Annotated in this window: 14 protein-coding genes; 7 read left to right on the top strand and 7 right to left on the bottom strand. The window is 67.6% G+C overall.

Annotated elements, in window-relative coordinates:
• Positions 1-8 precede the first annotated feature (8 nt).
• Genes GNX95_RS23970 through GNX95_RS23960 form a run of 3 tightly spaced genes read left to right on the top strand, consistent with a single transcriptional unit; the run spans position 9 to position 2,222 of the window.
• A complete protein-coding gene (locus GNX95_RS23970; RefSeq protein WP_222853844.1) occupies positions 9-356 on the top strand; it encodes a DUF742 domain-containing protein in 348 nt (115 codons plus the stop codon).
• Entirely contained in the window at positions 337-951 is a 615-nt protein-coding gene (locus GNX95_RS23965) for a GTP-binding protein (protein WP_163509626.1), read from the top strand. The genes GNX95_RS23970 and GNX95_RS23965 overlap by 20 nt, the downstream gene beginning before the upstream one ends.
• A 29-nt stretch (positions 952-980) precedes the next feature.
• The gene (locus tag GNX95_RS23960; protein ID WP_163509625.1) at positions 981-2,222 is read left to right on the top strand and encodes a styrene monooxygenase/indole monooxygenase family protein; all 1,242 of its coding nucleotides are present in this window, start codon (positions 981-983) and stop codon (positions 2,220-2,222) included.
• Between the two features lie 1,113 nt (positions 2,223-3,335).
• Here the strand turns inward: GNX95_RS23960 and GNX95_RS23955 are convergent.
• From GNX95_RS23955 to GNX95_RS23935, 5 genes are all read right to left on the bottom strand, one after another.
• Positions 3,336-4,316 carry a zinc-binding dehydrogenase gene (locus GNX95_RS23955; protein ID WP_163509624.1) on the bottom strand — a complete coding sequence of 327 codons (981 nt, stop codon included), beginning with the start codon at positions 4,314-4,316 and terminating at the stop codon, positions 3,336-3,338.
• Positions 4,317-4,382: 66 nt separating this feature from the next.
• Positions 4,383-5,528, bottom strand: a complete 1,146-nt coding sequence (locus tag GNX95_RS23950) for an acyltransferase family protein (RefSeq protein ID WP_163509623.1) — start codon at positions 5,526-5,528, stop codon at positions 4,383-4,385.
• 93 nt (positions 5,529-5,621) lie between these two features.
• Complete coding sequence (locus GNX95_RS23945; RefSeq protein WP_163509622.1) at positions 5,622-6,368, bottom strand: hypothetical protein; 747 nt, start codon at positions 6,366-6,368, stop codon at positions 5,622-5,624.
• Entirely contained in the window at positions 6,365-7,261 is an 897-nt protein-coding gene (locus tag GNX95_RS23940) for an ATP-binding cassette domain-containing protein (protein WP_163509621.1), read from the bottom strand. Before GNX95_RS23940 ends, GNX95_RS23945 begins: the two co-directional genes overlap by 4 nt.
• A complete protein-coding gene (locus GNX95_RS23935; RefSeq protein ID WP_163509620.1) occupies positions 7,258-7,641 on the bottom strand; it encodes a GntR family transcriptional regulator in 384 nt (127 codons plus the stop codon). Before GNX95_RS23935 ends, GNX95_RS23940 begins: the two co-directional genes overlap by 4 nt.
• A 138-nt stretch (positions 7,642-7,779) precedes the next feature.
• On the opposite strand from GNX95_RS23935, the gene GNX95_RS23930 reads away from it, so the two are divergent.
• Both GNX95_RS23930 and GNX95_RS23925 read left to right on the top strand, forming a co-directional pair.
• Positions 7,780-8,454 (top strand): PAS domain-containing protein, encoded by a 675-nt coding sequence (locus GNX95_RS23930; RefSeq protein ID WP_163509619.1) that lies wholly within the window; start codon positions 7,780-7,782, stop codon positions 8,452-8,454.
• Entirely contained in the window at positions 8,438-9,571 is a 1,134-nt protein-coding gene (locus GNX95_RS23925) for an aminotransferase class I/II-fold pyridoxal phosphate-dependent enzyme (RefSeq protein WP_163509618.1), read from the top strand. The genes GNX95_RS23930 and GNX95_RS23925 overlap by 17 nt, the downstream gene beginning before the upstream one ends.
• Here the strand turns inward: GNX95_RS23925 and GNX95_RS23920 are convergent.
• Positions 9,568-10,353: an alpha/beta fold hydrolase gene (locus GNX95_RS23920; RefSeq protein ID WP_163509617.1), complete on the bottom strand. Its 786-nt coding sequence runs from the start codon at positions 10,351-10,353 to the stop codon at positions 9,568-9,570. The genes GNX95_RS23925 and GNX95_RS23920 overlap by 4 nt on opposite strands.
• A gap of 72 nt (positions 10,354-10,425) precedes the next feature.
• Here GNX95_RS23920 and GNX95_RS23915 point away from each other — a divergent pair, with 72 nt between their 5' ends.
• Together GNX95_RS23915 and GNX95_RS23910 are read left to right on the top strand one after the other, a co-directional pair.
• Positions 10,426-11,757 carry an aminotransferase-like domain-containing protein gene (locus GNX95_RS23915; RefSeq protein ID WP_163509616.1) on the top strand — a complete coding sequence of 444 codons (1,332 nt, stop codon included), beginning with the start codon at positions 10,426-10,428 and terminating at the stop codon, positions 11,755-11,757.
• A 10-nt stretch (positions 11,758-11,767) separates the two neighbouring features.
• The gene (locus tag GNX95_RS23910) at positions 11,768-12,250 is read left to right on the top strand and encodes a pyridoxamine 5'-phosphate oxidase family protein (protein ID WP_163509615.1); all 483 of its coding nucleotides are present in this window, start codon (positions 11,768-11,770) and stop codon (positions 12,248-12,250) included.
• A 10-nt stretch (positions 12,251-12,260) separates the two neighbouring features.
• Here GNX95_RS23910 and GNX95_RS23905 read toward each other — a convergent pair whose 3' ends face one another.
• Entirely contained in the window at positions 12,261-12,965 is a 705-nt protein-coding gene (locus GNX95_RS23905) for an ArsR/SmtB family transcription factor (RefSeq protein WP_163509614.1), read from the bottom strand.
• Positions 12,966-12,968: the final 3 nt, after the last annotated feature.

Genomic DNA, 12,968 nt, shown 5'->3' with positions numbered 1-12,968 from the left:
GAGGAAACATGATGCCGAACCCATGGGTGCGGCCATACGTGCTGACGGCGGGCCGGACCCGTACCAAACAGCGGCTGCTGGTGGAAACCCTGGTGTCGGTGCCGCGCTATGACCCGCAGGTCGCCGCGTCGCTGCTGCCGGAGTCGCGAGCGCTGTACGAGCTCGCCGGCCGTACCATGTCCATTGCTGAGTTGTCCGCGCATTCCAAGATTGCGCTGGGGGTGACCAGGGTGCTGATCGGTGACCTCGCCGCCAACCACTTGGTCGCCGTACACGCCACCGCGCATTCCGACCGGGACAACATCATTCCCAGCCTGACCCTGGAGAGAATTCGCAATGGCCTCGCCGCGCTCTGAGTTACCGTCGGATCAGGCCATCTCCGCGAAAATCGTGGTGGCCGGCGGATTCGGCGTCGGAAAGACGACCCTGGTCGGGTCGGTCAGCGAGATCCCGCCGGTGAACACCGAGGCGTGGATGACCCAGGCCAGCAAACGGGTCGACGCGCTCGACGAGAGCAGCCAGAAGACCACCACCACGGTGGCGATGGACTTCGGCCGCATCACCATCGACCACGACCTGATCCTCTATCTGTTCGGTACGCCGGGACAGCCGCGGTTCTGGTTTCTCTGGGACGACCTGTGCCGCGGTGCGATCGGCGCGCTGGTTTTGGTCGACACTCGCAATCTTGAGGTCTCGTTTCCGGCGGTCAACTACTTCGAGAACGACTCCGACCTGCCGTTCGTGGTGGCGGTGAACCTCTTCGACGGCAAGCTGTGGCACGACCTGGACGCCGTACGCGAGGCGCTGGCGCTCAAACCGGACGTGCCGATCATCACCGTCGACGCACGACAACGCCGGTCGTCGGCGCAGGCCCTGATGGAGGTCGTGACGCACACGCTGAACCTACGTAAGGACGCGCCGAGCGACTTTGGCGTCATCGCCGGACGGTAATCCGTCTCGTTTTTCGAAAGGCAGAACCGATGCGCAGAGTGCTGATCGTCGGCGCCGGACAGTGCGGGCTGCAGTTGGGGCTGAGCCTGCTGGCCGAGGGCTACGACGTGACCGTGATGTCCGCACGTACGCCGGAGGAGATCCGCGGCGGCTGGCCGACCAGCACTCAATGCATGTTCAACCTGGCGCTGCAGAGCGAGCGCGACTATGGCCTGAACCTGTGGGAAGACCGCGTGCCGCACGTGGCCGGCCTGCACATCGCACTTTCCGCGCCGCCTGGGCAAAAAGCGCTCGACGTGATCGGGCCTTTGGACCACCACGGGGAAAGCACCGACCAGCGGCTGAAAATGGCCGCGTGGCTGGAGCTGATCGAGCAGCGCGGCGGCACGGTCATCTATCAGGGCGTGACCACCGCCGACCTGGACGGCCTCACCGCGCTCGGCCGCTATGACCTGACGATCGTGGCCGCCGGCCGCGGCGAGCTCGGCGCGCTCTTCGACCGCAACCCGTCCCGTTCGCCTTTCGTGTCGCCACAACGCGGTCTCGCCGTCGCGTACGTCCACGGCCTCGCACCTGACCCGATGTTTCCGCAGCCGAGCGTGGGTTTCAACGCGATCCCCGGCGGTTTCGGGGAACTGTTCGTGATTCCGGCACTGACATTGTCCGGGCCGTGCGACATCCTGTTCTGGGAAGTGATCCCGGACGGCCCGCTGGACCTCTGGAAGGAACGCCTCGACCCGGCCGAGCATTTGAAACGTACGCTCGAGTTGATCCGCGAATATCTGCCGTGGGTCTACGAAAGGTGCGCCAACGTCGAGCTCACCGACGCACGCGCCACACTCTCCGGCCGGTTCACGCCGACCGTACGCCACCCGGTCGGCGACCTCCCCTCCGGCGGCATGGTCCTCGGCGCCGCCGACGTCGTGGTCGCCAACGACCCCATCACCGGCCAGGGCAGCAACATGGCCGCCAAGTGCGCGCACGCATACCTCCAGGCCATCCTCGCGCACGGCGACGCGCCGTTCGACCGCGAGTGGATGGAGGAGACGTTCGAGAAATTCTGGATCGAGACCGCCGTACACACGACAATGTGGACCAACGGCATGCTGCAGCCGCTGCCCGAGCACGTGCAGCAGCTGCTCGGCGCGGCGTCGCAGGACCAGCGGATCGCGCGGCGGCTGGCCAACGGGTTCTCCGATCCGACCGATTTTCAGCACTGGTTTGCTACGCCGGAGGCGGCGAAGGCGTATCTGGGGTCGCTGGCGGAGTAGTGCGGCGGGCTGCGAGGTGGCTGGTTTCTGATGGTGCGGTGGGTGGTTGGTTGGGTTTTCTGTTTGGTGCGTTGGGTGATTGGTTGGGTTTTGATTAGTGCGGTGGGGAGGGTGGTTGGGTTTTCCGATTGTTGCGTGAGGTGAGCGGTTGCGTTTTCTGTTTGTTGCGTGGATGGGTGGTTGGGTTTTCTGTTTATTGCGTCAGGGGCGTGGTTGGGTCTTCGCCTGCGCGGCGGGCGCTCCTGCGCGGAGGGCGACCTCAAGGGAGGGGGCGCGTGGATGCCAATCGGTGTGCATGGGGGTGCGGGCGGTGGTTTGTGGGCGGGGCTGGGTTTTCTGGGCTTGCTCGTTCTCCCCGTCGGTGCCCGGAGGGAACCACATTTTCGGAGGGGCCGCCGAGCTTGGGAGGGTGGTTGCGTTTGTTTGGCGGCGGCCCCTCCGAAAATGTGGTTGGCTGCGCCCGCCGACGGGGAGAACGAGCAAGCCAGGTCACGTGTGGGAAGCAACCCGTCGGCATGGACGCCATCACAGCGGCCGGGGGTGGTGATGGTGTGACTGCTGTGGCTGGCAATGCAGGTGAGGCGACCTGGCTGCGTAATACTTGTTTAACAAGACATCAAAATAGACATTTGGTGCAGCCGAGCAGCCACAACAGCATTACTAGCCTCAGTAGTCACACCCGTCACAGCCTCCGGTGATCGCGGCGGTGTGAAAGCCTTGTTTCTTGCATCCAGCGCTAGTAACTCGACATTCATGCCATCCGCGACCCTCACAAGCCGGACATTTAGCGCTCCACATACCTTTTGATCCCGCATACTGGACCTTCACGCCACCCACCGAGACGCCACCGCAGCTCCGGCGCCCCAGCCACACTCCTGGTCCACCCACAGACCAACCGCACCCGCGGCACCCAACCGGACCAACAGCGAAACCCCGCGCGCCCCTCTCCTTGAGGTCGCCCTCCGCGCAGGAGCGCCCGCCGCGAAGGCGCCACCACCCACCCAACGCAACAACCATGAAGACGCAACCACCTATCCACGCAACAGTCAGGAAACGCAACCACCTCAATGCAACGAACCAGAGCTGACGGCTCGCACCAAGCGGCCGCGCTGATCACGGCTTAAGCACTACTTTTCCGGTCGTCTCACGGTTTTCCAGGGCGCGGTGCGCGGCCGCGGCGTCGGCCAACGCGTACGGCTGGTGCACCAGAGGGACGAGCCGGCCGGCGGCCGCCTCGGCGATGGCGATCGTCTCCAGGCCGCGCAATCCGCCTGGTCGCTTCAGCACACGCGGACCGACCGCGACGGTGACGGTCAGCCCGCGTTCGTACAACGCGTCGGTGGTGACCTCCAGCGGGTCCCCCGACGACCAGCCGAAGAGTACGACCCGGCCGCCGATGCCGACCAGGTCCCAGGCGGCACGTCCCGCCTCGCCGCCGACACCGTCCAGCAGCAGCGTGACCTCGCGGCCCCCCAGCGCCTCGCGTACGGCCTCGGCCCAACCGTCGGCTGTGTAGTCGACGGCCGCGTCGGCGCCGAGCTTGCGTACAATGTCCACTTTGGACGGTCCGGCCAGGCCGACGACGTACGCTCCGGCGTTTCTCCCCGCCTGTACGAGCAAGCTGCCGATGCCGCCGGCCGCCGCCGGCACGAGCACGACGTCGTCACCGGTGATGGCCGCGATCTCCAGGATCGCCGCGGCCGTGCGTCCGGTGCCGATCGACGCGACCGCCACCTCGTCGGTCAGCCCGTCCGGCGTCTCGTGTACGGACGCCGCGCTGACGACCGCCAGCTCGGCGTATCCCCCGCTGGTGAAACCGAGATGCGCGACCACGCGCTTGCCGATCCAGGACGCGTCGACGCCGTCACCCACCTGGTCGACGACCCCGGCGACCTCGCGGCCCGGCGTCATCGGCAGCTCCGGCGGCGCGAACGGCCCGCCGGACTGGCCTTTGCGGATCATGGTGTCCGCCAGATGCACACCGGCCGCGCGGACCGCGATACGCAGCTGTCCGGCGGCCGGCACGACATCCGGCACCTCCTGGTAACGCAGCGTCTCGGCGGGTCCGAACTCGTGTTGGCGAATCGCGTGCATCTGGACTCCATGGATCTCGTGGCAGGTCACCGAGACCGTACGACCTCAACCAAAGTCGAGGTCAACCTAGAGAATCCGCCGCGCACCGGGAACAAGGCGCACCGGATAGGCCAGCGCGAAGCTCAGCGGCACCGCGATCCCGGCGGCCAGGGCAAACTTGACCAGCTCCGGCGCGGTCGGCACGACCAGGTGCAGCACGATCGACACGCCGACCAGGATCGGCGAGTGGATGATGTAGACGGTGAACGCGTGCCGCGACAGATAGCGGCCAAACGCACCTTCTCGCCGCGAAAAGTGGCGGAACAGACTCAGCAGCGCGAGGCACATGCCGATGCAATAGACGGTCTCCGCGAAGGCCGCGACCAGGGCGGTCGCGGTGAGACCGACGCTTCCGCCCGTGACGGTCAGCGCGACATCGACGATGCCACCGACCAAAACCGCCGCCAGTCCGACCCAGCCGAGGCCCCGCCGCGCAGTGGTCAGCCAGCCGCGCTGGTACGCGATCAGGCCGAGCACGAAAAGGCCGACATACTGCGGGAGGAAGGCCGCCGACGGAAATCCGATGATCGGCACGTACATCCCCTGCGGCACGAACAGCCGCCACGCAAAGGTGATCACCGACACGGCCACTACGAACACACCGATGCCGCGATAGCTGAACGGCCGTGGCACGGCGGCCACCGGCGCGGCGGATTTCTTCGCCACCTTCCGCCACATCACGTATCCGAGGACAAACGCGATGAGCGCTTCGGCGAACCACAGCGGGCCGGCGCCGATGGTGTCGCGGTAGATCAGCCACCACGGCGCGTCGCCGAAGACGTGCGGATTCTGCGCCAGCGCGCCGGCCATTCCGGTGATCGGGTTGATCACGAAGTAGAACACGACCAGCGGCACACCGAGGCGCAGCAGCCGGTCGCGTACGAACGCCTTCGCGCCTTTGCGGTCGTAGGACGCCGGCACGAAAAACGCCGAGATGAGGAAGAACATCCCCATGAAGAACGACTGGTTGAGCAGTGCCAGCAGGTCGAGCAGGCCGGCCTCCACGTGCACCGGCTTTTCGTAGTAATACCAGGCCGGAATGTGCCCGTACGTGACGGCAGCGTGGTGGACGACGACGAGTGCCGTCAGCGCCACCTTGATGCGGTCGAGGAAGAACAGCCGCGTACGCGGCTTCTCGGCGACCGGCGGCGGCAGTTGGACTGCGTGCACCATGGCGATTTTCCTTTCTACGACTGGTTTTTGGGCGCGCTTCACCACCCGGCAGTTCAACAGTGGGAATTGCCGGCAGGTGAGCGCGGGAATGAGTTAGAAGCCGAGCTGGCCGATCTTGGCGCCGACCGGCATCCTGCGCATCAGCAGATAGACGGCGGCCGACGCGATGGCGCAGGTGAGCACGGAAACAATGGTGGCGACCGGCCACGGCGCGGGTCCGACGCGGAACAGCGCGACCAGTCCGACGCCGAGCCACTTCGCCCCGAACACGCCTTCCGTCAGGAAAACCGGCAGGATCATCACCGGGATCAGCAGTGTGCCGACGTACGCGCCGGTGCGCGCATAGCCGACCACGATCAGCGCCGCGGCCGCCAGGTGCGCGTAGAAGACGAGCCAGTTTTCCAGCAGCAGCGGGATAATGTCGGCACTCGAGTGGTAGGAGTAGTCGTGCAGTCGCGGCAGCACGTCGTTGGCCACGTAGAAGGCGTGCTCGATCGCGTACGAGAACACCAGCACCACCGCGATGATGGCCGACAGCGACAGCGCGAAAACACCAAGCGCGGCCGCGAAATGCCGCCGGGTCACACCAAAGGCCACGTAGGTCTGCAGCGACATCGAGACGAAGACGATGCCATAGCTGAACAACACGTATTTCGGCCCGCCGCCGACCGCGGTGTCGACCATGCTGGTGGTCGGCTGGTTGCCCGAGGCCAGGATGACGGCGTCGATGGTCAGGTAGATCAGGTAGAAACCGCCGATGAACAGCAGGATCCACGGGATCGTGGTCCGCCACATGGTCCGCAGCACGAGCGGCACGGGGTGGATGCTTGGAGTGGTCACGGCCGCTTCTCCCGGTCAGCGTTGCGTTCGGTCAGGTGGATGAACAGGTCCTGCAACGCGACCGGCCCGAGCTCCAGCCCGGCCGCGATGGCCTGCCGCCGCTGGTCGGCGTCGAGCCGTTCGTTGACCGTCACCGCCTTGGTGCCACCGAGCCGCTGCTCGTTCAGCACCGTCATGCCGGCCACGTACGCGTCGACCTCGCCGGCCGGGCCGGTCACCGTCGTGCCGCGTTCGCGCAGCGTGTCGGTGTCCTCGTGGACCAGCAGCCGGCCGCGGTCGAGGATCAGCACCTCCTCGAAGAGCGAGCCGAACTCCTCGATCAGGTGCGTCGACAGGATCACCGTCCGAGGGTTGTCGAGGTAGTCGTTGAGGACCTCCTCGTAGAACGAGTAGCGCGACGGCGCGTCCATGCCGAGGTAGGCCTCGTCGAAGATGGTCAGCGGACACCGGCTGGCCAGGCCGATGACGACCCGCATCGCGGACCGCTGGCCGAGCGAGAGGCGGCCGACGCGTTTTCTCAGCGGCAGCTCGAAACGCTCGATCAGCCGGTCGGCGTACGCCTGGTCCCAGTGCGGCCGGAAGGTGCTGGCGAACGACAGCGCGGTGCGTACGCGCAACTGCTCGGTGCCGTCGTTGCCCTCGCGGACGAAGCAGATGTCGCGCATCAGCCGGGTGTTCTCGAACGGGTCCTCGCCATCCACCAGCACCGCGCCGGCGGTCGCCTTGCGGAAGGCCGCGAGCACCGCGAGCAGCGTGGTCTTGCCGGCGCCGTTGCGGCCGAGCAGGCCGTAGATCTTGCCGCCGGCGAGCCGGCAGCTGAGGTCGTCGACGGCGACCGTGTCGCCGAACTCCATCCGCAGGTCCCTGACCTCGATGTCCAAGCCCTTGCTCATGACTCCCCGTCTCTGATCCGCTCGACGATCTCCGTCAGCGGGATGCCGATGACCCTGGCCTCTGCCAGCATCGGGTCCACCACCTCGGCGAAGAACCGCTTCCGCCGTTCGTCCCGCAGCGTCTCGCGGGCCTGCTCGCTCACAAACATGCCGATCCCTCGCCGCTTGTGCAGAATCCCCTCCTCGATCAGGAGGTGGAAGCCTTTCGCCGCGGTGGCCGGGTTGATCCGGTAGAACGCGGCGTACTGGTTGGTGGACATGACCTGCTCACCCTCGGCCAACGTGCCGCTGAGGATGTCGTTCTTGATCCGGTCGGCGATCTGCTGGTAGATCGGGCTGTGCCCCTCAAACCTCTGGTCATCGAACGCAGGCGTGTCCATGGCGCGCCGTCATCCGTGGTTGCTTGGTTCGTTACTCATGTAATGAACCATAGCAGCAGCGAACCTCATGACGTCAAGCGCAATGTGGCCGACCAGCGTACTAGACAGATCGTCTAGCGTTAGACAGAGTGTCTAGTTATGGAATCGGACGCACGCGTACGCCAATGGGCCACCGTCTGCGAGGCCATCGCGCAACTGCTCAGTCCGCACGCCGAGGTGGTGCTGCACGACGTACTCGCCGACCGCGTCCTGGCGATCTGGAATCCGATGTCCGGACGGCAGGTCGGCGACGAATCGCTGCTGCAAAGCGAAAACCTGACCTTCGCGCCAGGCAGCGAGGTGTCCGACCGGTATGCCAAGATGCTGCCGGACGGCCGCCAGCTCACCTCCATCAGCGCCGTCCTCCACCGGTCCTACCGCGGCGCCGAGCTGCTGCTCTGCGTCAACCTCGACCGCGGACCGCTGGAGCGCGCGGCCGAGCTGCTGATGGCCTTCGCGGCGCCGCCGGCGAACGCCGAGCGGCCGAAAGGCCTGTTCGAGCTGGACTGGCGCGAGCGGATGAACGACATCATCGGCGCGTACGTCCGAAAACGCGGCTGCACGATCGAGGACCTCAACCAGAACCAGCGGATGGACCTGGTGGAGGCGCTGGAGGCGGCCGGCATCTTCGACGTACGCGGCGGCGCGGTCGCCGCGGCACGTGCGCTCAAGATCTCCCGCGCCACGCTCTACAACGACCGTATCGACGCCAAGAGCACGCCGACCTGGCCAAGAAATCCGCTTGAGGAGTATGAACGTGACCGCACTTCCTGACTTTCGCATCGAGGCCTACTTTTCTCGGTGGGAGTTCACCGCCGCGCACAACCTGGCCGCCTCCGACGTGCAGAGCATGCCGATGGCCGACCTGCTCGCGCTGGCCGACGACGACGACCGCAAGAGCTGGCGGACGTTGACCCTCGGCTACACCGAGACGTACGGGGATCCGTTGCTGCGCGAGGCGATCGCCGGCATGTACTCCACAGTGGACAGTGCCGCCGTGTTGTGTTTCTCCGGCGCCGAGGAAGGCGTCTATCTGGCCATGCAAACCCTGCTCGGACCAGGCGATCACGCGGTCGTGGTGACGCCGAGCTACCAGTCCGCCGAGACCGTACCGTTGTCGCGCGCCGACGTGACCGGCGTGCCGCTGGACGCGGACGACGACTGGTCGCTGGACGTGGACGCGGTGCTGGCCGCGATCCGGCCAGCCACTCGGGTCGTCTACGTCAACTTTCCCAACAATCCGACCGGAAAAGTCATCGACGTCGCCGACTTCGAACGGCTGGTCCGGGGCTGCGACGAACGCGGCGTGAGACTGTTCAGCGACGAGGTCTATCGCGGCCTGGAAAGCGATCCAGCGCGTACGCTGCCGCAGGCCGCCGACCTCTCCGAGCGCGCGTTGTCGTTGAACGTCACGTCCAAATCGCTCGGACTGCCTGGTCTGCGGCTCGGCTGGATCGCCTGCCGCGACCGGGACCTGTTGTCACGGTTGGAAAGAGCGAAGCACTACACGACGATCTGCAACGCGGCGCCGAGCGAGGTGCTGGCGCGGATCGCCGTCAAGGCGCGCGAGACGATCCTGCGCCGCAACCGCGCCATCATCGCCGACAACATCGCGCTGTTCGGCGAGTTTTTCGCCGAGTTTCCCGACCTTTTCCAATGGTCGCCGCCGGACGGTGGGTCGGTGATCTTTCCGCGCTATCTCGGCGCCGACGGCGTCGAGGACTTCTGCCGCGCGCTGGTCGAGGAGGCGAGCGTGTTGCTGCTGCCGGCGAGCATCTTCGCCTCCGACCTCAACCCGGTGCCGACCGACCGGTTCCGGATCGGCCTCGGCCGTACGGACTCCGCCGCCGGCCTGGAGGTTTTCGCCTCATGGCTACGAAAACATGGCTAAGAAGACGTTGACAGGAACCGCTCCAGCGCGGTGTTGAACTCGTGCGGGCGTTCGAGGTTGGGGAGATGGCCGGCGCCGTCGACGACGGCCAGCGTCGCGCCCGGGATCCGGCTGGCCATCAGCTCCGCCTCCGTCACCGGCGTGAACGCGTCCTCGGTGCCGACCACGATGAGCGTCGGCACCTCGACTTTCACCAGCATGTCAACATAATCCGGTCGCTCGGCGCGGCCGCGCAGTGCCGCGGCGGCGCCGTCGACCGGCGCGTTGCGCATCATGTCGGTCACCTTCTCGGCGACCAGTCGCGGCGAGTTGGCGGCGACCATTTTCGGCAGCAGCTCGGCCGCGTACGCGTCCATTCCGTCGCGGACGATCCGGTCGGCGGTCTCGCGCCGGAAGCGGCGGCCGGTCGCATCGTCCGCGCGGGCCGACGACGCGGCGATCACCAGGCCGGCCAGCCGGCCGGCGTACAACCGGTGAAACTCCAGCACGATCTGGCCACCCATCGACAGGCCGCCGAGCACCACGCGGTCGAGGCCGAGCGCGTCCAGCAGGTCGCGCAGGTCGGTGGCGAACACGTCGAGCGTGACCTTGCCAGGCGTGACGACCGACTCGCCGTAGCCGCGCAGGTCCGGCGCGATCACCCGCCGGCCACGCCCGCCGAACCAGTCCAGCTGCGGCCGCCACATCGACCGGTCGAAGGGATGTCCGTGCACGAGCAGGAGCGGCGCCCCATTACCGACGTCGTCGTACGCGATGTCCACTGTCGTTTCCCCTCGGATCATTTCGCTTGACGATCCGATGCTATGCAGGCGAATATCGGAGTGCAATGACGACAATGCACTCGGAGCAATCTCATGCCGACCGCTGACTACCGGAGCATCGCCGACACCGTCGCACAGGACATCGCCAGCGGGGTGCTGCGGCCGGGCGACCGGCTGCCGCCGCAACGCCAGTTCGCGCGCCGCCGCGGCATCGCCGACTCGACTGCCGCCCGCGTGTACGCTGAGCTGGTACGACGCGGCCTGGCCGTCGGCGAGGTCGGCCGCGGCACCTACGTACGCGCCGCGGACACCGGACCGCAGCCGGCGCTGGCCGACGTACGCGACACCAGGGTCGACCTGGAGCTCAACTTCGCGATCCTGCCCGGCCAGGCCGACCGGATGGCGGCGTCGATGGAGCAATTGCTCCGATCTGACCTCCTGGCAATGTCGCTCCGACCGGTGCCGGTCACCGGCAGCTCTGACGCGCGCGAGGCGGCGGCGCGTACGCTCGCGCGGACCGGCTGGACGCCGGATCCACGGCATCTGCTGTTCGCCGGCAACGGCCGGCAGGCGATCGCCGGCGCGATCGCCGCGCTGCTGTCCCCCGGCGACCGGCTCGGCATCGAGGCGTACACGTATCCGGTGGTGCTCGGCATCGCGAGCCGGCTGGGCATCACGCCGGTGCCACTGCCGGTGGACGACGAAGGTCTGGTGCCGGAGGCGCTGGCGGAGGCCAACGTACGCGCCGTCTATCTGCAGCCGACGCTGCACAATCCGCTCGGCATGACGATGTCGTTGGCACGCCGGGAGCGGATCGCAGAGGTGCTGGACAGCCGCGGCATGTATGCCATCGAGGACACGATTTACGGCTTCCTGCATGACGAACTGCCACCGCTGGCGGCCTTTGCTCCACAGTGGACGGTCGTGGTGGACAGCCTGTCCAAGCGGGTCGCGCCAGGCCTCACTGTCGGCTTCGCGATGCCGCCGGCCGGCCTGGCCAGCCGGATCGCGACCGCGTTGAGATCCGGCGGCTGGGCGGCACAGCACGTGGCGCTCGCGGCGGCCACCAGGTGGATGACCGACGGCACGGTTTCGGCCTTGGAGAAAGGAAAACGCACCGACGCCAGCTGGCGGCAGGAGCTGGCGGCGGAGAAGCTGGCCGGCTTCGCGGTGCGTGCCGACCCGCACGCGTACCACTGCTGGTGGCAGCTTCCGCGGCCGTGGCGCGCCGACACCTTCGTCGCGGCAGCGGCACGGCACGGCATCGCCGTCAGTCCGGCCGCCGCGTTCGCGGTCGGTGGCGGCCAGGCGCCGCACGCCGTACGGCTGGCGCTCGCCGCGCCGCCGCGCGACGTGCTCGGAAATGCCTTGGAAACGCTGGCTTCGCTGGCCAGGGAGGTCCCGGATGCCGGCGGAATCGAGTAACTTGCCGGGCATGAACCAGCAGGAGCGGCGCGAGTTCGTCCGGCGACACCGTACGGCCGTCTACGGGTTCGGCCGCCAGCGCCACGGTCCGGCGATGTCGATCGTCTACTACGTGATGGACGGCGACGACATCCTGGTCTGGACGATGGCCGAGCGCGGCAAGGCCAAGGCGGTGGCGCGCAATCCGCACGCGTCTTTGTGTGTGCTGGACGAGAAATGGCCGACCACGTACGTCGTCGTCTACGGTCACGTGACGCTCGACGACGATCCGGCGGCCGCCGTCGACCTCGGCATGCGGATCATGGCGGTGATGGCCGGCCAGGACATCGACGAGTCGAAGCGGCCGGCGGTGGAGAAGATGTGCGACGACGAGGACCGCGTCACGCTGCGGCTGAAGCCGTACATGACCTTCGAGACGCCGCCGCGGCACCTCTATCGGCCGGACGACATCGACGACCTCACCCACTGGACCGGCCAAACCCTCCCCTGGTGACCTGCGACGGTCACAGCGCGGCGGCGTCGAGGCCGAGGAGGTCGTGCAGCGCGGACTCGCCGGCCGGTGTCAGCCGTACGGCTCGGTCGCTGCCGATGCGACGGATCCATTCGTTGGCGCGGAAGTGCTCGCAGATGTACGCGCCGGCCACGCCGGCCAGGTGCGAGCGGCGCTCGGTCCAGTCCAGGCAGGCCCGAGCCAGCGGCCGGCGGCCGGAGCGCAGCCGCCGCGCGTCGGCGCCGAGCGTGCCGGTGAGCCAGTCGAGGCCGGCGCCGGTGAGCGCGAAGCCGCCGTCCTGGTCCAGCAGGCCGCGCCGGGTCATCGCGTCGGTGATGGCGACGCCGAGCCGGCCGGCGAGGTGGTCGTAACAGGTGCGGCCGCGAGCCAGCGCGCTCGCGACGGTGGCGGCCTTCAGCGTGCCGGCCGGCTTGGCGACCGGCTCGGCGTGCGCCGCGAGTGCCTCGATGAGGTCGGCGACCTGCGGACCGGCCAGCTGCACGTAGCGGTGCCGGCCCTGTCGCCGCTCGACCAGCAGGCCACCGCCGATCAGCCGGTCCAGGTGCTCGCTGGTGGTCGAGGCCGCCACACCGGCGTGCCGCGCCAGCTCGGACGCGGTCCACGCGCGGCCGTCCAGCAACGCCAGGCAGAAGCCGGCGCGCGTACGGTCGGCGAGCAGGCTCGCGAGACTGGCTAGCTCCGCGTTGCGCGTCGACATGCT

The organism is Fodinicola acaciae (assembly GCF_010993745.1).
In the GTDB taxonomy this organism is placed as follows: domain Bacteria; phylum Actinomycetota; class Actinomycetes; order Mycobacteriales; family HKI-0501; genus Fodinicola; species Fodinicola acaciae.
The sequence above is the reverse complement of the archived record's forward strand: the minus strand, read 5'-3'. Positions and strand labels throughout refer to the sequence as shown.

Bases quoted from the DNA above. Each gene is read 5' to 3' on its own strand.
- GNX95_RS23940 (WP_163509621.1), bottom strand. From the start codon at position 7,261: ATGAGCAAGGGCTTGGACATCGAGGTCAGGGACCTGCGGATGGAGTTC.
- GNX95_RS23960 (WP_163509625.1), top strand. From the start codon at position 981: ATGCGCAGAGTGCTGATCGTCGGCGCCGGACAGTGCGGGCTGCAGTTG.
- GNX95_RS23970 (WP_222853844.1), top strand. From the start codon at position 9: ATGATGCCGAACCCATGGGTGCGGCCATACGTGCTGACGGCGGGCCGG.
- GNX95_RS23920 (WP_163509617.1), bottom strand. From the start codon at position 10,353: ATGATCCGAGGGGAAACGACAGTGGACATCGCGTACGACGACGTCGGT.
- GNX95_RS23950 (WP_163509623.1), bottom strand. From the start codon at position 5,528: ATGGTGCACGCAGTCCAACTGCCGCCGCCGGTCGCCGAGAAGCCGCGT.
- GNX95_RS23965 (WP_163509626.1), top strand. From the start codon at position 337: ATGGCCTCGCCGCGCTCTGAGTTACCGTCGGATCAGGCCATCTCCGCG.
- GNX95_RS23910 (WP_163509615.1), top strand. From the start codon at position 11,768: ATGAACCAGCAGGAGCGGCGCGAGTTCGTCCGGCGACACCGTACGGCC.
- GNX95_RS23915 (WP_163509616.1), top strand. From the start codon at position 10,426: ATGCCGACCGCTGACTACCGGAGCATCGCCGACACCGTCGCACAGGAC.
- GNX95_RS23930 (WP_163509619.1), top strand. From the start codon at position 7,780: ATGGAATCGGACGCACGCGTACGCCAATGGGCCACCGTCTGCGAGGCC.
- GNX95_RS23955 (WP_163509624.1), bottom strand. From the start codon at position 4,316: ATGCACGCGATTCGCCAACACGAGTTCGGACCCGCCGAGACGCTGCGT.
- GNX95_RS23935 (WP_163509620.1), bottom strand. From the start codon at position 7,641: ATGGACACGCCTGCGTTCGATGACCAGAGGTTTGAGGGGCACAGCCCG.
- GNX95_RS23905 (WP_163509614.1), bottom strand. From the start codon at position 12,965: ATGTCGACGCGCAACGCGGAGCTAGCCAGTCTCGCGAGCCTGCTCGCC.